We start from the raw sequence: 17,623 nt of genomic DNA on the forward strand, positions 1-17,623 counted from the left end.
GACCTGAAAGATTTTGGCGATTATGGATTCGGTAAAGCCATTTCAGGTCGGCGCAACGCTTGAATATCCCCCGATCGGTTCCCTCTACCTCCGGGAGAGGGCTGGGGTGAGGGCTGCAATCTCGGCTCATTCACCGCCAGACGGGCTGCCGTGACAGCGTGATTACGTTATACTCGCCGGCTTTCAAAAGTTCGCCAACGAGTGCTGCCTGTCATGGAAATCAACCCGATCCTGAACACCATCAAGGACCTGTCCGAGCGCTCCGAAACTATTCGGGGGTATCTTTGACTACGATCAAAAGCATGAGCGTCTGACCGAGGTCAATCGCGAGCTTGAAGATCCGAGTGTCTGGAACAAACCTGAATACGCCCAGGAACTGGGCCGCGAGCGTGCCGCGCTGGCGCAGATCGTCGAGACGCTCGACGAACTGAACGGCGGTCTGGGCGATTGCCGCGACCTGCTGGACATGGCCGTCGAAGAAAACGACGAAGGCGCCGTCGGTGATGTTGTCGCCGAGCTTGAACGTCTCGAGGAAAACCTCGCCAAGCTCGAATTCCGCCGCATGTTCAGCCATGAAATGGACCCGAACAACGCCTACCTGGACATCCAGGCCGGTTCCGGCGGCACCGAAGCCCAGGACTGGGCCAACATCCTGCTGCGCATGTACCTGCGCTGGGCCGACAAACGCGGTTTCGACGCGACCATCATGGAGCTGTCGGCCGGCGAAGTCGCCGGGATCAAGGGTGCCACCGTGCACATCAAGGGCGAATACGCCTTTGGCTGGCTGCGGACCGAGATCGGTGTACACCGCCTGGTGCGCAAGAGCCCGTTCGACTCCGGCAACCGTCGCCACACCTCGTTCTCGGCGGTGTTCGTCTCGCCAGAGATCGACGACCGTGTCGAAATCGAAATCAACCCGGCAGACCTGCGGATCGACACCTATCGTTCCTCCGGTGCCGGTGGTCAGCACGTAAACACCACCGACTCGGCCGTACGTATCACCCACGTACCGACCAACACCGTGGTGAGCTGCCAGAACGAACGTTCCCAGCACGCCAACAAGGACACCGCCATGAAAATGCTGCGGGCCAAGTTGTACGAGCTGGAAATGCAGAAGCGCAATGCCGCGTCCCAGGCCCTGGAAGACAGCAAGTCCGACATCGGCTGGGGTCACCAGATCCGCTCCTATGTACTGGATGCCTCGCGCATCAAGGATCTGCGGACCAACATCGAACGCAGCGACTGCGACAAGGTGCTCGACGGTGATATCGACGAATACCTGGAAGCCAGCCTGAAATCGGGGCTGTAAGCCGTCAGCCCGACCTCAAGTCCCCCGCCGGTAGCGGGGGCAACGAACCTGTGATGGAAAATTTAAAGACATGAGCGACCAACAACTCGATCCGCAAGCCCTGCAACAGGAAGAAAACTCCCTGATCGCCCTGCGCAAGGAAAAGCTTGCTGCCGAGCGCGCCAAGGGCAATGCCTTCCCCAACGACTTCCGCCGCGACAACTACTGCGACGCACTGCAGAAACAGTACGCGGACAAGACCAAGGAAGAGCTGGCCGAGGCGGCGATTCCGGTCAAGGTTGCAGGTCGCATCATGCTCAACCGTGGTTCGTTCATGGTGATTCAGGACATGACCGGGCGGATTCAGGTTTACGTCAACCGTAAAACCCTGTCCGAAGAAACCCTGGCCGCCGTGAAGACCTGGGACATGGGCGACATCATTGCCGCCGAAGGCACCCTGGCCCGTTCCGGCAAGGGCGACCTGTACGTGGAAATGACCACCGTGCGCCTGCTGACCAAATCCCTGCGCCCGCTGCCGGACAAGCACCATGGCCTGACCGACACCGAACAGCGCTATCGTCAGCGTTACGTTGACCTGATCGTCAATGAAGAAGTGCGCGACACCTTCCGCGTGCGTTCGCAAGTCATCGCCCACATCCGCAGCTTCCTGATGAGCCGTGACTTCCTCGAAGTCGAAACGCCGATGCTGCAGACCATTCCTGGCGGTGCGGCGGCCAAGCCGTTCGAAACCCACCACAACGCGCTGGACATGGAAATGTTCCTGCGTATCGCCCCGGAGCTGTACCTCAAGCGCCTGGTGGTCGGTGGTTTCGAGAAAGTGTTCGAGATCAACCGCAACTTCCGCAACGAAGGCGTTTCGACTCGTCACAACCCTGAATTCACCATGTTGGAGTTCTACCAGGCTTACGCCGACTACGAAGACAACATGGACCTGACCGAAGAACTGTTCCGTGAGCTGGCGCAGCTGGTTCTGGGCAGCACCGACGTGCCTTACGGCGACAAGGTGTTCCACTTCGGCGAGCCGTTCGTGCGCCTGTCGGTGTTCGACTCGATCCTCAAGTACAACCCCGAGCTGACCGCCGATGACCTGAACGACATCGACAAGGCTCGCGCCATCGCCAAGAAGGCCGGTGCCAAGGTGCTGGGCTTCGAAGGCCTGGGCAAGCTGCAAGTGATGATTTTCGAAGAACTGGTCGAGCACAAGCTGGAGCAGCCGCACTTCATCACCCAATACCCGTTCGAAGTGTCGCCGCTGGCGCGTCGCAATGATGACAACCCGAACGTCACCGACCGCTTCGAGCTGTTCATCGGCGGCCGTGAAATCGCCAACGCCTACTCCGAGCTCAACGACGCGGAAGACCAGGCCGAGCGCTTCATGGCGCAGGTGGCCGACAAGGACGCCGGCGACGACGAAGCCATGCACTACGACGCCGACTTCGTTCGCGCGCTGGAGTACGGCATGCCGCCGACGGCGGGTGAGGGGATCGGTATCGACCGTCTGGTGATGTTGCTGACCAACTCGCCGTCGATCCGCGATGTGATCCTGTTCCCGCACATGCGACCGCAAGCGTAAGCGTTTCAGTAAAAAAACCGCCTCCAACAGGCGGTTTTTTATTGCCTGTCTGGTACAAACGTATCAAATGGTTAATTTTGAAATAAACAGAGGAATTCCTGTCGTGATGGGTGCAATAGCTCAAGAAGGTGCAGCGGGTATCGCCACTGCGGTCGCTGAAAGTGTTCAGTACCAGGGCCGCAAGGCCAGCCGACAGGGCAGCGAACAGCGTCGACAGGACATTCTCGATGCGGCGATGCGTATTGTCGTGCGCGATGGCGTGCGCGCCGTGCGTCATCGGGCGGTGGCGGCCGAGGCCGGCGTGCCATTGTCGGCCACCACGTATTACTTCAAGGACATCGATGACTTGCTCACCGATACCTTCGCCCAATACGTCGAGCGCAGCGCGGAGTACATGGCCAAGCTGTGGGTCAACAACGAAGGCCTGCTGCGCGAGATGGTGGTCAGCGCCGATGGCAGTCCGGAGTCGCGCTCGCAACTGGCAGACGACATCGCTCGGCTGATGGCCGATTATGTCCACCGGCAATTGCTCACCCGGCGCGAACATCTGATGGCCGAGCAGGCGTTCCGTCAGGAAGCGCTGCTTAACCCGCGCCTGGCGGTACTGGTGCGTTCCCACCAGCAGATTCTGCTCCACGGCACCTGCCAGTTGTTCCAGGTTCTGGGCTCGCGGGAACCGCAGCAGGATGCCAAAGTGTTGACGGCGATTATCGGACGGATGGAATATCAGGGCCTGCTCAACGACGCCGAACCTGTGACCGAGCAGGACCTGCTCGGCATTCTGACGCGCTACATGCATCTGGTGCTGGCGTCGGTCTGATAACGGACGGATATCCTCGGTGGGCGCAGGCTTCAGCATGGATGTTGGCTACTCCACCGCTTTCGCGGGCAAGCCAACTCCCACTGATCATAGGGAGTGTCGAATGAAAGCCTGGCGTGGCGTGCTGATCGCCTTGTCGTTCCTGCTGCTCAGTGGCTGCCTGGTGACCTTCAAGGAGCCGCTGGCCGCCAGTGACCCGGCGCCCAAGGGCCTGCTCGGCAAATGGGCGAGCACCAATGCCTGGGGCGAGCCGATGAACCTGGAACTGGCCCGCATCGGCAACGACCGCTATCAGGCCGTCACCTATTTCCGCGCCAAGCCCCGTGAGCGCGAGGCCTATCCCTTCACGGTTTCCCGGCATGGCAACCGCTGGTACTTGTCGGCCAAGGTGCCGGCGCGTTTTGGCGGGCAATTCATCATTGCCGGTTTCGAGCTGACCGATAAGCGCGAACTGGTGATCTACAACCTCGATCTCGAACAGATCACTCAGGCGATCGCCCAGAAAACCCTCGACGGCCAAGGCTTCCAGACCGACGATGGCGACGGCGTGCAGGTCGACAGCAGCCTCGAGAAGGTCTTTGCTTACCTCGACGATCCGGCCAATTCCGATGTCTTTGTTGAAGCCGCGCGTTACCAGCGCCAGGCCAACGCCAAATAATTCAGTACGTCACGTTTTCTACAGGAGTTTCGGGTGGACGATTACCAGCAGACGATACGCACGCTGTCCGATCGCATTGTGCTGGCGCAGACACCGATCCGCGTCCTGGATGCGGTGAAGTGGGACGAGAGCATCCGCAAGGGCTTCCTCAAGGCCAAAGGCAAGGAAATGCCGGCGGTGGACCGCGATTACTACCTCAACCGGCCGCTGAGTTTCGACTCGAGCAAGGTCAAGCTGGAATTCCAGAACATCGAACGCGACATCACTCGCCAGCTCGGCCAGTTCAACCCGGTCGGGCAGATCATGCGCCGCATGTGCAAGGAATACCGCATGGTGGTGCGCATGCTCGAAGCGCGCGGCACCGAAGACTTTGGCCTGATTTCCCAGGAACTGTACGGCGCCGCGTCCGACGCGTTCCACGCTGGTGATCCGACCCTGGCCGACCTTGGCCTGATGATGTCCGATTACCTGAATAACATCGATGGCCGTGGTGACCTGAAGGACGAGCCGAAAATCCTCACCGCCAAGGACGCCGTGCATCTGTTGCAAACCCGCCTGAACCGGGTGTTCGGCGAGGCCGAGGAAACCATTCGGGTGTTCGAGTCCGATGGCATCGTCGCGGACGCGGCGGCGGGCGCCGACTACATCAAGATCCGCACCGACGCGATGTTCAACGACCGTGACGTGCGGGCGCTGGAAGTCCACGAAGGCCTGGTACACGTTGGCACCACGCTCAACGGCCTCAATCAGCCCATCTGCACCTTCCTGTCCAAAGGCCCGCCCTCGTCGACGGTGACCCAGGAAGGCCTGGCGATCCTGATGGAAATCATCACCTTCGCTTCCTACCCGAGCCGTCTGCGCAAGCTGACCAACCGCACCCGCGCCATTCATATGGTCGAGGAGGGCGCAGACTTTTTGCAGGTATTCGAGTTCTTCCGCGAGCAGGGCTTCGAAATGGCGGAAAGCTACGGCAACGCCAGTCGGGTTTTCCGTGGTTCGACGCCGACCGGTCTGCCATTTACCAAAGACTTGTCCTACCTCAAGGGCTTCATCATGGTTTACAACTACATTCAGTTGGCCGTGCGCAAGGGCAAGCTCGAGCAGATACCGCTGTTGTTCTGTGGCAAGACTACGCTGGAGGACATGCGAACCCTGCGACAACTGGTGGACGAAGGCCTGGTCGTGCCGCCCAAATACCTGCCGGACCAGTTCCGTGACTTGAACGCACTGTCGGCGTGGATGTGCTTCTCCAACTTCCTCAACCATTTGAGCCTGGACCGGATCGAGGCGGATTACTCCAACATTCTGTAAACCACTTACCGTCCTGCGGGAACGGGCTTGCTCGCGAATGCGTTCTGACCTCCACCCTTCAAGGTGACTGAGACACCGCTTTTCGCGAGCAAGCCCGCTCCCACATTTGTGGACTGTGTTTAACCCCATCTGCGAGGTTTCACCGGATGAGAATCCTCGGCATCGTCTGCCTGCTCCTGACCCTCGGCGGTTGCAGTTCGCTGTTGTTCTACCCCGAGCCCGGCCAGTTGTTCACCCCGGAAAAAGCCAGACTCGAGTATCGCGACGTGACCCTGACCACCGCCGACGGCCTGAGGCTGCACGCCTGGTGGCTGCCGGCCAGACCCGGCGTCGAGGTCAAGGGCACGGTGCTGCACCTGCATGGCAACGGCGGCAATCTGCCGATGCATCTCGGCGGCAGTTGGTGGCTGCCCAAGCAGGGTTATCAGGTGTTGCTGGTGGATTATCGCGGCTATGGCCTGTCCGAGGGCGAACCGTCGCTGCCGGCGATCTATCAGGACATCGACGCCGCGTTCGCCTGGCTGGATCAGGCCCCGGAAGTCAAAGGCAAGCCGCTGGTTCTGCTGGGCCAGAGCCTCGGTGGGGCGATGGCGGTGCATTGGCTGGTGCAACATCCCGAACGGCAGAAGCAGCTCAAGGCCCTGGTGCTCGACGGCGTGCCCGCCAGTTACCGCAGCGTCGGCCAATATGCGTTGAGCACGGCATGGTTTACCTGGCCGTTTCAGGTGCCGCTGTCGTGGCTGGTGCCGGACGGCGACAGCGCGATCAACGCGATGCCGCAGCTCAACGGCGTGCCGAAGCTGATCTTCCACAGCCTCGACGACCCCCTCGTGCCCCTTTCCAACGGCATCCGTCTGTATCAAGCTGCGCCGCCACCGCGCGTGCTACAACTGACCCGTGGCGGCCATGTGCAGACCTTCGGCGACCCGGTCTGGCGCCAGGTGATGCTGCGCTATCTCGACGACCCCGAACACTTCAACGGCCTGCGTCGCCTGGGCGAAATTCCCAATTACCCGTCACCCCCGAATTCTGAAGACGAACCACCAGAGAGCCCGCAATGAGTGAAGAACGTAACGCCATCCCGATGATCATCACCGGCATCTGCAGCATCCTCGGCACCGTCGGCGCCCTGTGGTACTACGGCTACCTGCACTTCGCCAAACCCGAGGATGCGCTGCTGCTCAACGAATTCACCATGCTCAAGACCATCCCGGGCGAAGACTACAAAGTCTCCCTGGACCCGGCCCCGCAAGTCGCCCAATGCATCGATGGCGTGCTGGTGCTGTTCGACACCGAACAGAAAGGCCTGACTGGCGTGCTGATCAACGCGCAGAAGAAAGCTGTGCGGTGCATGGGGCAGGAGACGCCGCAGAAGCTGCAACCGTAACTCTGCTGGCCTCACCCTAAGCCTCTCCCAGAGGGAGAGGGGACTGACCGGGTTGTTTGTGACGGATATGACGACCTGAAAGAGCAGGTCGAATGCAGATTTTGAAAAGTATATCGGTCGGCTCCCTCTCCCTCGGGAGAGGGCTGGGAGAGGGGCTGCGGTCGCCAACGAACCGCAAGAATCCAGCCGATCACTTCACCCTACAAATACAAAAGCCCCGCCTGAAAACCCAGGCGGGGCTTTTTCGTTTACCGGCTCAGCGAATTACTGCGCCGAACTCACCGCCGAACGCGGCATCACCGGCTGGTTGTCGTTGGAAATCGTCACTTCCACCCGACGGTTCATGGCACGGCCCGAAACGCTGCCGTTGTCCGCGACCGGGTATTCCTTGCCGTAACCCTGGGTCACGATGCGCGACGGATCGACGCCCATCTTGATCAGCGCCACCTGCACCGAAGTCGCGCGACGCTCGGACAGCGACTGGTTGTAGTTGGCCGCACCGGTGCTGTCGGTGTAACCCTCGACGATCACCTTGCGGTCAGGGTTTTGCTGGAGGAACTGCGCCAGTTTGTTGATGTTCACCAGACCGCTGGATTTCAGGTCAGCCTTGTTGGTGGCGAACAGCACGTCACCGAAGGTCACCAGCGTCCCGCGATCGGTCTGCTTGGCATTGAGGCTGTCCTGCAACTGCTTGATCTGTTGATCGCGAGCATCCAGGCGCGCCTGGGCACGCTGGGCGGCGGCGTTTTTCAGGTTGTTTTCGGCGGTGCGCAGGGCGATGGTCTGTTTGGCCACTTCCACGCGCTGGTTGGTCAGGTAAGCCAGTTGATCGACCTTGGCCTGATCTTCCTTGTCCAGATAAGCCTTGTCGGCCTTGTCCAGGTAATCGCTGGCGTCTTTGGTTTCCAGGGCCGCGACCTTGCTGGCCTGCGGGTTGGCTTGCAGGCCGGCGTAGTTGGTGCGTGCCTGTTCCAGATTCGCGTTAGGCGGGGTGGAGCAGGCAGCCAGGGCAACGCTTGCGGCCAGAAGAGCGGGAATCATCAATTGTTTACGCATGTTCGTTCGTCCTTTCTATCGATAAGAGTTTCAGCCTTGCGGTCGGGATGCGCGCTTATTGCACGGTGCGCTGACTTTCCTGACGCAGTTCCTGAACACCTTTCTGGGAATCCTTCACAGCCTGTTCGGCTTTCATGGCCTGAGCCTTGCGTTCCGCGACGCGGGCGTCCCACTCAGCCTGTTCGGCGAGGAGGCGAGCCTGGTCATACTTCTTGTCGTGCATGGCGATTTCGGCTTCTTTCAACTTGTCCTGCGCCTGCTTCATTTCCACCGCCGCGAATTCAGTACCACCGGCGCTGACGGCGCTGTTGACCGCCGATTGGGTCACGGCGTACTGCTCGGTCGGTGGATTGCCGGCGCAACCGGCCAGCACGAAGCTGGTGCCGATGGCCAGTGCGGCCAGTTTCAGACCGCGCAGGTGAGAGAACGAGGTTTGGTTTTTCATGGTCTTCAACTCCATTAGGCATCTCCTGAAAACTTCTGCATCCATCCTGGTCGAGGAGCCGCAAGCGTCATGTGTAAGCGCGTTTTTGAAACGCTCGTTCCAGGCGTGGTTACCTGTTCCGACCGAAGGCATTTTTCAAAAGTTCAGAAAAGATGGCCCATCGCCCAAAAAAATTTGACCGAACGGACAAGGCTCTAAAACGGGAACTTTGGCGGGGAGAAGCGGTATGCGCGGGCGATTAAGGAGGCGTGTGTGGGAGCGGGCTTGCTCGCGAAAACCCAGTGTCAGCCCGCAAAATTGTGGCTGACACAGCGCATTCGCGAGCAAGCCCGCTCCCACGATCGATCCAGGTTGGATCAGTGTTTCTGCTTGCCTTCAGTGGCCGACAAGTCATGCAGATGACGCCGCGACAGGGCGAGAAAGCGCGGGGTCGGGCCGACGTCTTCGTACAGCGGATCGCCTTCTTCATCGGTGGCGACCACGGTCGAACCTTGCACATACGGCAGGCTCGCCTCGAACTCTTCGAGGGCGGCGCCGATCAGTTCGCCGAGCAGTTCTTCGGGGTGGCGTTTGGGGTACATCTCGGCAATCGCCGCCAGGCGGGCGGCGGCTTCCACATCCAGATGAATCGTGTAGCCGGTGTCGGTCAGGCGACCTTTGGCGTTTTCTTCCCAATGCTGGGCGAGTTCACGGATTTTCATAAAGACCTCATGTCGCGCCTGCGGGTGGCAGGCCTTGGTGAGTGTCCGGCGGAGCCGGCGGCAAGCCGTTGTGCGGCTTACTGTTGAGACTAGCTCTCTGCCACAAGGTTTAAAGTCCCTTCGTCGTCTGCTTGTAAGAAGCGCCGTAGAGCGGCACTCTCTGGTCCATGCACCGAGTTTCAAGCCATCCGGATTGACTGCTGGAGAAATGCTGATGACCGATATTGATGCACGCTTGCGCGAGGACGTTCACCTGCTCGGTGAGCTGTTGGGCAATACCATTCGTGACCAGTACGGTGAGGGATTTCTCGCCAAGATCGAGCAGATCCGCAAGGGCGCCAAGGCCGACCGGCGCGGTTCGATGGACGCCGAGCTCAGCGCCAGCCTCAATCAGTTGAGTGAAGCTGAATTGCTTCCGGTGGCGCGGGCGTTCAACCAGTTTCTCAACCTGGCGAACATCGCCGAGCAATACCAGTTGATCCACCGCCGCGAAGAATCACAGGCCGCGCCGTTCGAGTCCCGCGTGCTGCCGGAATTGCTCGCCCGATTGCGCAACGAAGGGCACAGCGCCGACGCCCTGGCCCGGCAACTGGCGCGGCTGGAAATCGAACTGGTGCTGACCGCGCATCCCACCGAAGTGGCGCGGCGTACGCTGATCCAGAAGTACGACGCGATCGCCGCGCAACTGGCCGCTCAGGATCACCGCGACCTGACCAGCGCCGAGCGCGAGCAGATTCATAACACCCTGCAACGGCTGATCGCCGAAGCCTGGCACACCGAAGAAATCCGCCGCACCCGGCCGACCCCGGTGGACGAGGCCAAGTGGGGGTTCGCGGTGATCGAGCATTCGCTGTGGCAGGCCATTCCCAATCACATGCGCAAGGCCGATCAGGCCTTGTTCGCCGCCACAGGTATGCGTCTGCCGCTGGAGGCGGCGCCGATTCGCTTTGCCTCGTGGATGGGCGGTGACCGTGATGGCAACCCGAATGTAACGGCAGCGGTCACGCGCGAAGTGCTGCTGCTGGCGCGCTGGATGGCCGCCGATCTGTACCTGCGTGACGTCGACCACCTGGCGGCCGAACTGTCGATGCAGCAGGCCAGCGATCCCCTCAAGGCCAAGGCCGGCGACAGCGCCGAGCCTTATCGCGCCGTGCTCAAGCAACTGCGCGAACGCTTGCGTGCCACGCGCAACTGGGCGCATGCGTCCCTGGCGCAAACCACGGCGGCTCCGGCCGACGTGCTGCACAACAACCGCGACCTGCTGGAGCCACTGGAGCTGTGTTATCACTCGCTGCACGAGTGCGGCATGGGTGTGATCGCTGACGGCCCGCTGCTCGATTGCCTGCGTCGGGCCGTGACCTTCGGCCTGTTCCTGGTGCGTCTCGATGTGCGTCAGGACTCCTCGCGGCACAGCGCGGCGATGACCGAAATCACCGATTACCTCGGCCTCGGTCGCTACGAGGATTGGGACGAAGAACAGCGCATCAGCTTCCTCACCCGTGAGCTGAACAATCGCCGGCCCTTGTTGCCGGCGCACTTCAAACCTTCGGCGGACACTGCCGAGGTGCTGGCCACCTGCAAGGAGATCGCCGCCGCGCCGGGGGCTTCGCTGGGCTCTTACGTGATCTCCATGGCCGGCGCCGCATCTGATGTGCTTGCCGTGCAACTGCTGCTCAAAGAGTCCGGCGTGCTGCGCCCGATGCGCGTGGTGCCGTTGTTCGAGACCCTGGCCGATCTCGACAATGCCGGGCCGGTGATCGAGCGGCTGTTGCTGCTGCCGGGTTACCGCGCACGCCTGCAAGGCCCGCAGGAAGTGATGATCGGCTACTCCGACTCGGCCAAGGACGCCGGCACCACCGCCGCTGCCTGGGCGCAATACCGCGCGCAGGAGCGGCTGGTGGAAATCTGCCGCGAGCAGCAAGTCGAATTGCTGCTGTTCCACGGTCGTGGTGGCACGGTCGGCCGTGGCGGTGGCCCGGCTCACGCGGCGATTCTGTCGCAACCGCCGGGATCGGTGGCGGGGCGCTTCCGCACCACCGAGCAGGGGGAAATGATTCGATTCAAATTCGGCCTGCCGGACATCGCCGAGCAGAACCTCAATCTGTACCTGGCGGCGGTACTCGAAGCAACGCTGCTGCCACCGCCGCCACCCACGCCCGAGTGGCGACACTTGATGGACGAACTGGCCGCCGACGGTGTCAGCGCCTACCGCGCGGTGGTGCGGGAAAATCCGCAGTTCGTGGAGTATTTCCGCCAGTCGACGCCGGAGCAGGAACTGGGACGCCTGCCTCTGGGCAGCCGCCCGGCCAAACGCCGTGCCGGCGGCATCGAGAGTCTGCGGGCGATTCCGTGGATCTTCGGCTGGACCCAGACGCGGCTGATGCTGCCGGCGTGGCTCGGCTGGGAAACCGCGCTGAGCAAGGCACTGGAGCGCGGCGAGGGCGAACTGCTGGGGCAGATGCGCGAGCAATGGCCGTTCTTCCGCACCCGCATCGACATGCTGGAAATGGTCCTGGCCAAGGCTGACGCCGACATTGCGCTGTCCTACGACGAACGACTGGTGGAGTCGGACTTGTTACCTTTGGGTGTGCATTTACGCGACCTATTGTCGCAGGCATGTTCCGTCGTCCTTGGCCTGACTGGCCAGTCGCAACTGCTGGCACATAGCCCTGACACCCTGGAATTCATCCGTCTGCGCAACACCTATCTCGACCCGCTGCATCTATTGCAGGCCGAGTTGCTGGCCCGTTCGCGACAGCAGGATGTCGCACAGGGCAGCCCGGTGGAACAGGCGTTGCTGGTGTCTGTGGCGGGGATTGCCGCCGGTTTGCGAAATACCGGCTAAGGTTTTCTGGCCGGGACGCGGCATCCGCGATGAGCGGCGGGTGCCGTTTAATCGGTGTCGGAAAAGTGCGGTCAGGCGACAGTTAATGATGGGGTTGCGACTTGGGTCACCCCGTCGCAAGGTCGCGGCAGGCGCCGGTTTCTCCGACTTTTGGCGTCTTGTGTGGGCGCAGCCTGCTGTGTATCTTGATCAGCCTTTGGCCGTTTGGGCGGCCACGACCCGTTTTCCAGGATTCGCCCGATGTGGCGAATCCTTTGTTTTGTAAAAGCTTTCTATAAAAAAATTGAGGAGCACATCTAATGCGCGTCATTCTGCTGGGAGCTCCCGGGGCCGGTAAAGGTACTCAGGCTAAGTTCATCACCGAGAAATTCGGCATTCCGCAAATCTCCACCGGCGACATGCTGCGTGCGGCGGTCAAGGCCGGCACCGAGCTGGGCATCAAGGCCAAGAGCATCATGGATGCCGGCGGTCTGGTGTCGGATGACCTGATCATCGCGCTGGTCAAGGATCGTATCGCTCAAGCGGATTGCGCCAAGGGTTTCCTGTTCGACGGTTTCCCTCGCACCATTCCTCAGGCTGAAGCCCTGGTGACTGCCGGTGTCGAGCTGGATGCCGTGGTCGAAATCGCTGTTGAAGACGAGGAAATCGTCCAGCGCATCGCCGGTCGTCGCGTTCACGAGGCCAGCGGCCGCGTGTACCACGTTGTCTACAACCCGCCGAAAATCGCCGGCAAGGACGACATCACCGGTGAAGAGCTGGTGCAGCGCAAGGACGACACCGAAGAAACCGTGCGTCATCGCCTGTCGGTCTACCACTCGCAGACCAAGCCGCTGGTGGAGTTCTACCAGAAGCTGTCCGCCAGCCACGCGGGCAAGCCGAAGTACAGCCACATCCCGGGTGTCGGTTCGGTTGAAGCAATCACCGCCAAGGTGCTTGAAGCCCTGAGCTGAAAAACACCTGATCCGCTGCATCATCCACGGCCCGCTTGCGGGCCGTAGTTGTTTATACTGGCGCACTTTTTCCCTTCCTGATTTACGGACACATCGATGAGCACCTTGCTGGCCCTGGACACCGCGACTGAAGCTTGCTCCGTTGCCTTGCTGCATGACGGCAAGGTCACGAGCCATTACGAGGTGATCCCGCGCCTGCACGCGCAGAAACTGCTGCCGATGATCCAGCAACTGCTGGCCGACGCCGGCACCACGCTGCAGGCGGTGGATGCCATCGCTTTCGGTCGCGGCCCGGGCGCATTCACCGGTGTGCGGATCGCCATTGGCGTGGTGCAGGGTCTGGCGTTCGCCCTGGATCGGCCGGTGCTGCCGGTGTCGAACCTGGCGGTGTTGGCGCAACGGGCCTATCGCGAGCATGGCGCACGCCAGGTCGCGGCGGCCATCGACGCACGCATGGACGAAGTGTATTGGGGCTGCTACCGCGAGACGGCCGGGGAGATGCGTCTGGTGGGCGCCGAGGCGGTGCTGCCCCCGGAAGTCGCGGCATTGCCGGACGACGCCGACGGCGACTGGTTCGGCGCGGGCACGGGTTGGGGTTATGGCGAGCGCCTCGCCGTGACGCTGACCGGTTCGGATGCCGGCATGCTGCCCCACGCCGAAGACCTGCTGACCCTGGCGCGTTTCGCCTGGGCGCGCGGTGAAGCGATTCCGGCGGACGATGCCCAGCCGGTTTACCTGCGTGACAAGGTCGCCACCCCCAAGGCCCGCTGATTCCCCCTGCTCCAGTGGGAGCGGGCTTGCTCGCGAAAACGGTTGATCAGTCGCCCACAATGGCGGCTGGAATGACGCCTTCGCGAGCAGACCCGCTCCCACAGGGCGATCCAGTGCTGAAGCCCTGCCAATCGTCAGTTTCTAACCCCGCGCTTTAAACCTTTTGTCTTTTATGTGTTCTAGTTATCACTCGGCGATTTGCTAAGTCGGTCAGGTGCCGCTAAATTGCCATCATCGATACCGAGCATGACTTTATGCGTATAGACGGCGTTTCCACTCATTCGTATCCCATCAAGCGCAAGCCTCGCAAAGGCAATGTGGCGCTGGATGAGTCCGTCGACGATATCGACGGCGAGCTGGAATTCCCCACCGAGGAGCAACTGGCTGCCCGTGCCGCCAAGGCTACGGCGCAACGCCTGAGCAATCTGCCCGCCCGCCAACAAGACATGATCTACCACCGCGCGATGAAGAAAAGCGTCGCCATGGCGCTCGCCAGCTACCTGAGCACCGCCGGTTTTGTCGATTGGGATGCAGACGTGCTGGGCCTCGATCTGTACATCTGATGGATTTGCCTTACTACCTCGGCTGTCCGTCCTGGAGCGAAAACGCCTGGCGCGAGTACCTCTATCCGGCTGATGCCAGGACTTCCGATTTCCTCGGTCTCTACTCTCAAGTATTCAATGCCGTGGAAGGCAACACGACCTTCTACGCCAGCCCGTCGCCGGCCACTGTGCAGCGCTGGGCGGAAGTCATGCCCGAACACTTTCGCTTCACTGCCAAGTTTCCCGGTGACATCAGTCACGGTGGCGACCTGCGCGATCAGCTGACCGCCGCCGAAACCTTCGTCCAGTTGCTCAGCCCGCTGGGTGAGCGGGTATCACCGCTGTGGCTGCAACTGTCGAAGAGCTTCACCCCGCAGCGTCTTCCGGAACTGGCGGCGTTCATCGATGCCCTTGATCGGCCGCTGGCGGTGGAGGTGCGCCACGACCAGTTCTTCGCCAAAGGTGAAAGTGAACGCCTGCTCAATCGCCTGCTGCTCGATCGCGGGGTGGAGCGCATCTGTCTGGATCCGCGTGCATTGTTCAGTTGCCTGTCCACCGACTCTTCGGTGATTCACGCGCAATCGAAAAAGCCCCGTGTCCCGACTCGTCCGGCGGCGTTCACCCGGCATCCTCAAGTGCGTTTCATCGGCCATCCGGAGCTGGAAGCCAACGACCCGTTCCTGGTGCCCTGGGTGGCGAAAATCGCCGAGTGGATCGAAGACGGTCGCACGCCATACATCTTCCTGCACACCGCCGACAATCTGCTGGCGGCGAAACTGGCGCAACGTTTTCACGCACAACTGATGCAACGTTTGCCTGGCCTGGCGCCTCTGCCTGAGCTATACAGAGAACCCGCCGCCGAGCAACTTGGCTTGCTCTGACGCGGAGTCGTTTCCCGCTCAGGAGCCTGCCAATGGACGCGCAAACCCGTAAAGCCGAAGCCTTCAAAGCCCTGCACGACCGCAGCGAGATTTTCGTCATCCCCAACCCGTGGGACGCCGGTTCGGCGAAGATGCTCGCCAGTCTCGGCTATCAGGCGTTGGCCACCACCAGCGCCGGCTACGCGTTCTCCCAAAGCAAACCCGATGGTGGCCTGAGCCTCGATGAAACCCTGGACAACGTTCGGGCGATTGTCGCGGCCACGGATCTGCCGGTGGCGGTGGATCTGGAAAACGGCTTTGCCGATGCACCGGCGGAATCGGCGCAAAGCCTGATTCGCGCCGCCCAGGCTGGTGCGGTGGGTGGTTCCATCGAGGACGCCACGGGCCGGGAGGAGACGCCGATCTACTGCTTCGAGCATGCCGTGGCGCGGATCGAAGCCGCTGTCGCCGCCGTGCGCACACTGCCGTTTCCCTTCATGCTGACCGCCCGCGCGGAAAACTACCTGCACGGCAATCCTGATATCAACGACACCATCCGCCGCTTGCAGGCCTTCGCCGAAGCGGGCGCCGATGTGCTTTACGCGCCGGGTTTGCGAACCGCGGAGGAAGTGTTGGCAGTGGTGCGCGCGGTGGCGCCGAAACCGGTCAATGTGCTGATGTCCGGCGGGTTGAAGCTGACCGTGCAGCAACTGGCGGAAATGGGCGTGCGGCGGGTCAGCACTGGCTCGGCGCTGGCCCTGGCGGCTTACGGCGAGTTTTTCCGCGCGGCGGAAGAAATCCAGCAGTCGGGCACGTTCGGCTTCACTTCGCGTTCGATGCCGTACGCCCGGGCCAATCAGTTTTTCAAAGGCTGAGTGATGTTTGCGAGGCTCAGGCGGCGATGCGCAGGTTCTGCTGAACGATCGGGCGTACCCAGCCATTGTCGAAATCCAGAGCCTTCTGCTGCTCGGCGATTTCTTCCGGCGAGAACGGCGGGAAGGGTTTTTCCATCAGGTCGAGGTCGAACTCGGCGATCGGCAGGTACAACGGACGTTTCTGCGGCGCGGCGCCTGGCTCCGGAACCGGCTGGCCGTTGGTCAGGACGATCGGGCGAACCCAGCCACTGTCGAAGTCCTGCTGCTTTTGCTGGGCGCGGATCTCTTCCGGCGGGAACGGCGGGAACGGCTTGTCGGCCAGCTCCATTTCGAACTCGGCGATCGGCAGGAACAACGGCTCCGGCGGACGCACCTGGGTTTCGACCACGTCGCACTCGCGCTGGCTGACGATGTGCGCGTGCAGGTCGCTGCCGACGGTCGGTTCTTCAGGGCTTTCCAGATCGACCGGCGGAAACGTGCCACAGGCCGGAACCACATCACTCGACTGCTCGGCCATCGCCTGGGCAAAGAAATCCTGCCACAGATGACTGACGCCGCTCAGTGCTTGAGTGTTTTGACGGCTGAAATCGCCATGGGGCGAGATGTAGCCAATCGATGTGGGGAGAATGCCTGACATTTTTTTCGGTCGACGCTCAGCTCTGGCAAAATGCGCGTTGATTGGGTTATCGGCCGCTTTCGCCGATCCTTAACTTTTTGAGCGTGTTTTCCATGATTGAGCAACCTGCGGCCTGCCGCATCCATGTCGAGGCCCTCGCTCCGACGTTCGCAGCGCAGGCCGAGCAGTGGGCCGAACGCCTGAATCTGCCTTTGCAGGTGGCCGACGGCGAGTTTGCCTTGCAGGTCGGCGAGCAGGGTTTGCAACTGCAACAGCTGGGGCCTGACGCACCGGGGCCGGTGCGGGTCGATTTCGTCGAGGGCGGCGCGGCCCATCGCCGGTTGTATGGCGGAGGCAGCGGGCAAATGATCGCCAAGGCTGTCGGCATTGCCCAGGGCGTACGCCCACGGGTGCTGGATGCCACGGCGGGGCTGGGCAAGGACGCGTTCGTGCTGGCCAGCCTGGGTTGCGAGATGAGCCTGATCGAGCGCCAGCCGCTGATCGGTGCGCTGCTGGAGGACGGTCTGGCGCGGGCGGCGGAAGATTTCGAGGTGGCGCCGATCGTCGCGCGGATGACGCTGCTCAAGGGCAACTCCATCGAGGTGATGCGCAACTGGCAAGGCGAGCCGCCACAGGTGATCTACCTCGACCCGATGTTCCCGCATCGTGAGAAAACGGCGCTGGTGAAGAAGGAAATGCGTCTGTTCCGGCCACTGGTAGGGGATGATCCGGATGCGCCGGCCTTGCTGGAAGCCGCGTTGGCGCTGGCGAGTCATCGCGTGGTGGTCAAGCGTCCGCGCAAGGCGCCGTGCATCGAAGGGCCGAAGCCGAGCCATGCGCTGGACGGCAAATCCAGCCGGTACGACATCTATCCGAAAAAGGCGCTGAAGGCCTGAGACCCTTC

Annotated in this window: 18 protein-coding genes; 14 read left to right on the plus strand and 4 right to left on the minus strand. The window is 61.6% G+C overall.

All coding sequences use genetic code 11. The features are described from left to right. Positions 1-213 precede the first annotated feature (213 nt). The 7 genes from prfB (at position 214) to N8H74_RS14315 (ending at position 7,058) form a co-directional block, all read left to right on the plus strand. Positions 214-1,309 (plus strand): peptide chain release factor 2 gene (prfB, locus tag N8H74_RS14285; RefSeq protein WP_217832390.1). Its coding sequence is split into 2 segments (ribosomal slippage): positions 214-285 and positions 287-1,309, totalling 1,095 coding nucleotides; the frame shifts between segments, so codons are not numbered across the junction. A gap of 70 nt (positions 1,310-1,379) precedes the next feature. Beyond that, positions 1,380-2,882, plus strand: coding sequence for a lysine--tRNA ligase (lysS, locus tag N8H74_RS14290; protein WP_262148313.1), 1,503 nt, complete (start codon positions 1,380-1,382; stop codon positions 2,880-2,882). Between the two features lie 106 nt (positions 2,883-2,988). Next, a complete protein-coding gene (locus N8H74_RS14295) occupies positions 2,989-3,702 on the plus strand; it encodes a TetR family transcriptional regulator (RefSeq protein WP_217832392.1) in 714 nt (237 codons plus the stop codon). A gap of 103 nt (positions 3,703-3,805) precedes the next feature. Continuing rightward, positions 3,806-4,360 carry a hypothetical protein gene (locus N8H74_RS14300; RefSeq protein ID WP_217832393.1) on the plus strand — a complete coding sequence of 185 codons (555 nt, stop codon included), beginning with the start codon at positions 3,806-3,808 and terminating at the stop codon, positions 4,358-4,360. A gap of 33 nt (positions 4,361-4,393) precedes the next feature. Beyond that, complete coding sequence (locus N8H74_RS14305) at positions 4,394-5,671, plus strand: flavohemoglobin expression-modulating QEGLA motif protein (protein ID WP_217832394.1); 1,278 nt, start codon at positions 4,394-4,396, stop codon at positions 5,669-5,671. 146 nt (positions 5,672-5,817) lie between these two features. Continuing rightward, positions 5,818-6,732, plus strand: coding sequence for an alpha/beta hydrolase (locus N8H74_RS14310; RefSeq protein WP_217832395.1), 915 nt, complete (start codon positions 5,818-5,820; stop codon positions 6,730-6,732). Continuing rightward, complete coding sequence (locus N8H74_RS14315; RefSeq protein ID WP_217832396.1) at positions 6,729-7,058, plus strand: hypothetical protein; 330 nt, start codon at positions 6,729-6,731, stop codon at positions 7,056-7,058. The genes N8H74_RS14310 and N8H74_RS14315 overlap by 4 nt, the downstream gene beginning before the upstream one ends. A gap of 264 nt (positions 7,059-7,322) precedes the next feature. On the opposite strand, the gene N8H74_RS14320 is transcribed toward N8H74_RS14315, so the two are convergent. From N8H74_RS14320 to N8H74_RS14330, 3 genes are all read right to left on the minus strand, one after another. Then, complete coding sequence (locus N8H74_RS14320; protein ID WP_217832397.1) at positions 7,323-8,114, minus strand: OmpA family protein; 792 nt, start codon at positions 8,112-8,114, stop codon at positions 7,323-7,325. Between the two features lie 55 nt (positions 8,115-8,169). Continuing rightward, the gene (locus N8H74_RS14325; protein WP_217832398.1) at positions 8,170-8,574 is read right to left on the minus strand and encodes a DUF4398 domain-containing protein; all 405 of its coding nucleotides are present in this window, start codon (positions 8,572-8,574) and stop codon (positions 8,170-8,172) included. A gap of 341 nt (positions 8,575-8,915) precedes the next feature. Further along, a complete protein-coding gene (locus N8H74_RS14330) occupies positions 8,916-9,260 on the minus strand; it encodes a pilin assembly protein (RefSeq protein WP_262148317.1) in 345 nt (114 codons plus the stop codon). Positions 9,261-9,474: 214 nt separating this feature from the next. Here N8H74_RS14330 and ppc point away from each other — a divergent pair, with 214 nt between their 5' ends. From ppc to N8H74_RS14360, 6 genes are all read left to right on the plus strand, one after another. Next, a complete protein-coding gene (ppc, locus tag N8H74_RS14335) occupies positions 9,475-12,105 on the plus strand; it encodes a phosphoenolpyruvate carboxylase (protein WP_262148319.1) in 2,631 nt (876 codons plus the stop codon). A 299-nt stretch (positions 12,106-12,404) separates the two neighbouring features. After that, positions 12,405-13,055 carry an adenylate kinase gene (gene adk, locus N8H74_RS14340; protein WP_217832401.1) on the plus strand — a complete coding sequence of 217 codons (651 nt, stop codon included), beginning with the start codon at positions 12,405-12,407 and terminating at the stop codon, positions 13,053-13,055. 96 nt (positions 13,056-13,151) lie between these two features. Continuing rightward, a complete protein-coding gene (gene tsaB, locus N8H74_RS14345; RefSeq protein WP_262148321.1) occupies positions 13,152-13,826 on the plus strand; it encodes a tRNA (adenosine(37)-N6)-threonylcarbamoyltransferase complex dimerization subunit type 1 TsaB in 675 nt (224 codons plus the stop codon). A gap of 254 nt (positions 13,827-14,080) precedes the next feature. Continuing rightward, positions 14,081-14,389, plus strand: a complete 309-nt coding sequence (locus N8H74_RS14350; RefSeq protein WP_217832403.1) for a hypothetical protein — start codon at positions 14,081-14,083, stop codon at positions 14,387-14,389. Beyond that, the gene (locus N8H74_RS14355) at positions 14,389-15,249 is read left to right on the plus strand and encodes a DUF72 domain-containing protein (RefSeq protein ID WP_262148323.1); all 861 of its coding nucleotides are present in this window, start codon (positions 14,389-14,391) and stop codon (positions 15,247-15,249) included. The genes N8H74_RS14350 and N8H74_RS14355 overlap by 1 nt, the downstream gene beginning before the upstream one ends. Before the next feature lie 32 nt (positions 15,250-15,281). Next, positions 15,282-16,103, plus strand: coding sequence for an isocitrate lyase/phosphoenolpyruvate mutase family protein (locus N8H74_RS14360; RefSeq protein ID WP_262148325.1), 822 nt, complete (start codon positions 15,282-15,284; stop codon positions 16,101-16,103). A gap of 16 nt (positions 16,104-16,119) precedes the next feature. Here N8H74_RS14360 and N8H74_RS14365 read toward each other — a convergent pair whose 3' ends face one another. Further along, positions 16,120-16,740 carry an energy transducer TonB gene (locus tag N8H74_RS14365; protein ID WP_262148327.1) on the minus strand — a complete coding sequence of 207 codons (621 nt, stop codon included), beginning with the start codon at positions 16,738-16,740 and terminating at the stop codon, positions 16,120-16,122. Between the two features lie 95 nt (positions 16,741-16,835). On the opposite strand from N8H74_RS14365, the gene N8H74_RS14370 reads away from it, so the two are divergent. Continuing rightward, complete coding sequence (locus N8H74_RS14370; RefSeq protein ID WP_262148531.1) at positions 16,836-17,615, plus strand: class I SAM-dependent methyltransferase; 780 nt, start codon at positions 16,836-16,838, stop codon at positions 17,613-17,615. Positions 17,616-17,623 lie beyond the last annotated feature (8 nt).

The organism is Pseudomonas sp. B2M1-30, from assembly GCF_025447575.1.
Classification (GTDB): Bacteria; Pseudomonadota; Gammaproteobacteria; order Pseudomonadales; family Pseudomonadaceae; genus Aquipseudomonas; species Aquipseudomonas botevensis.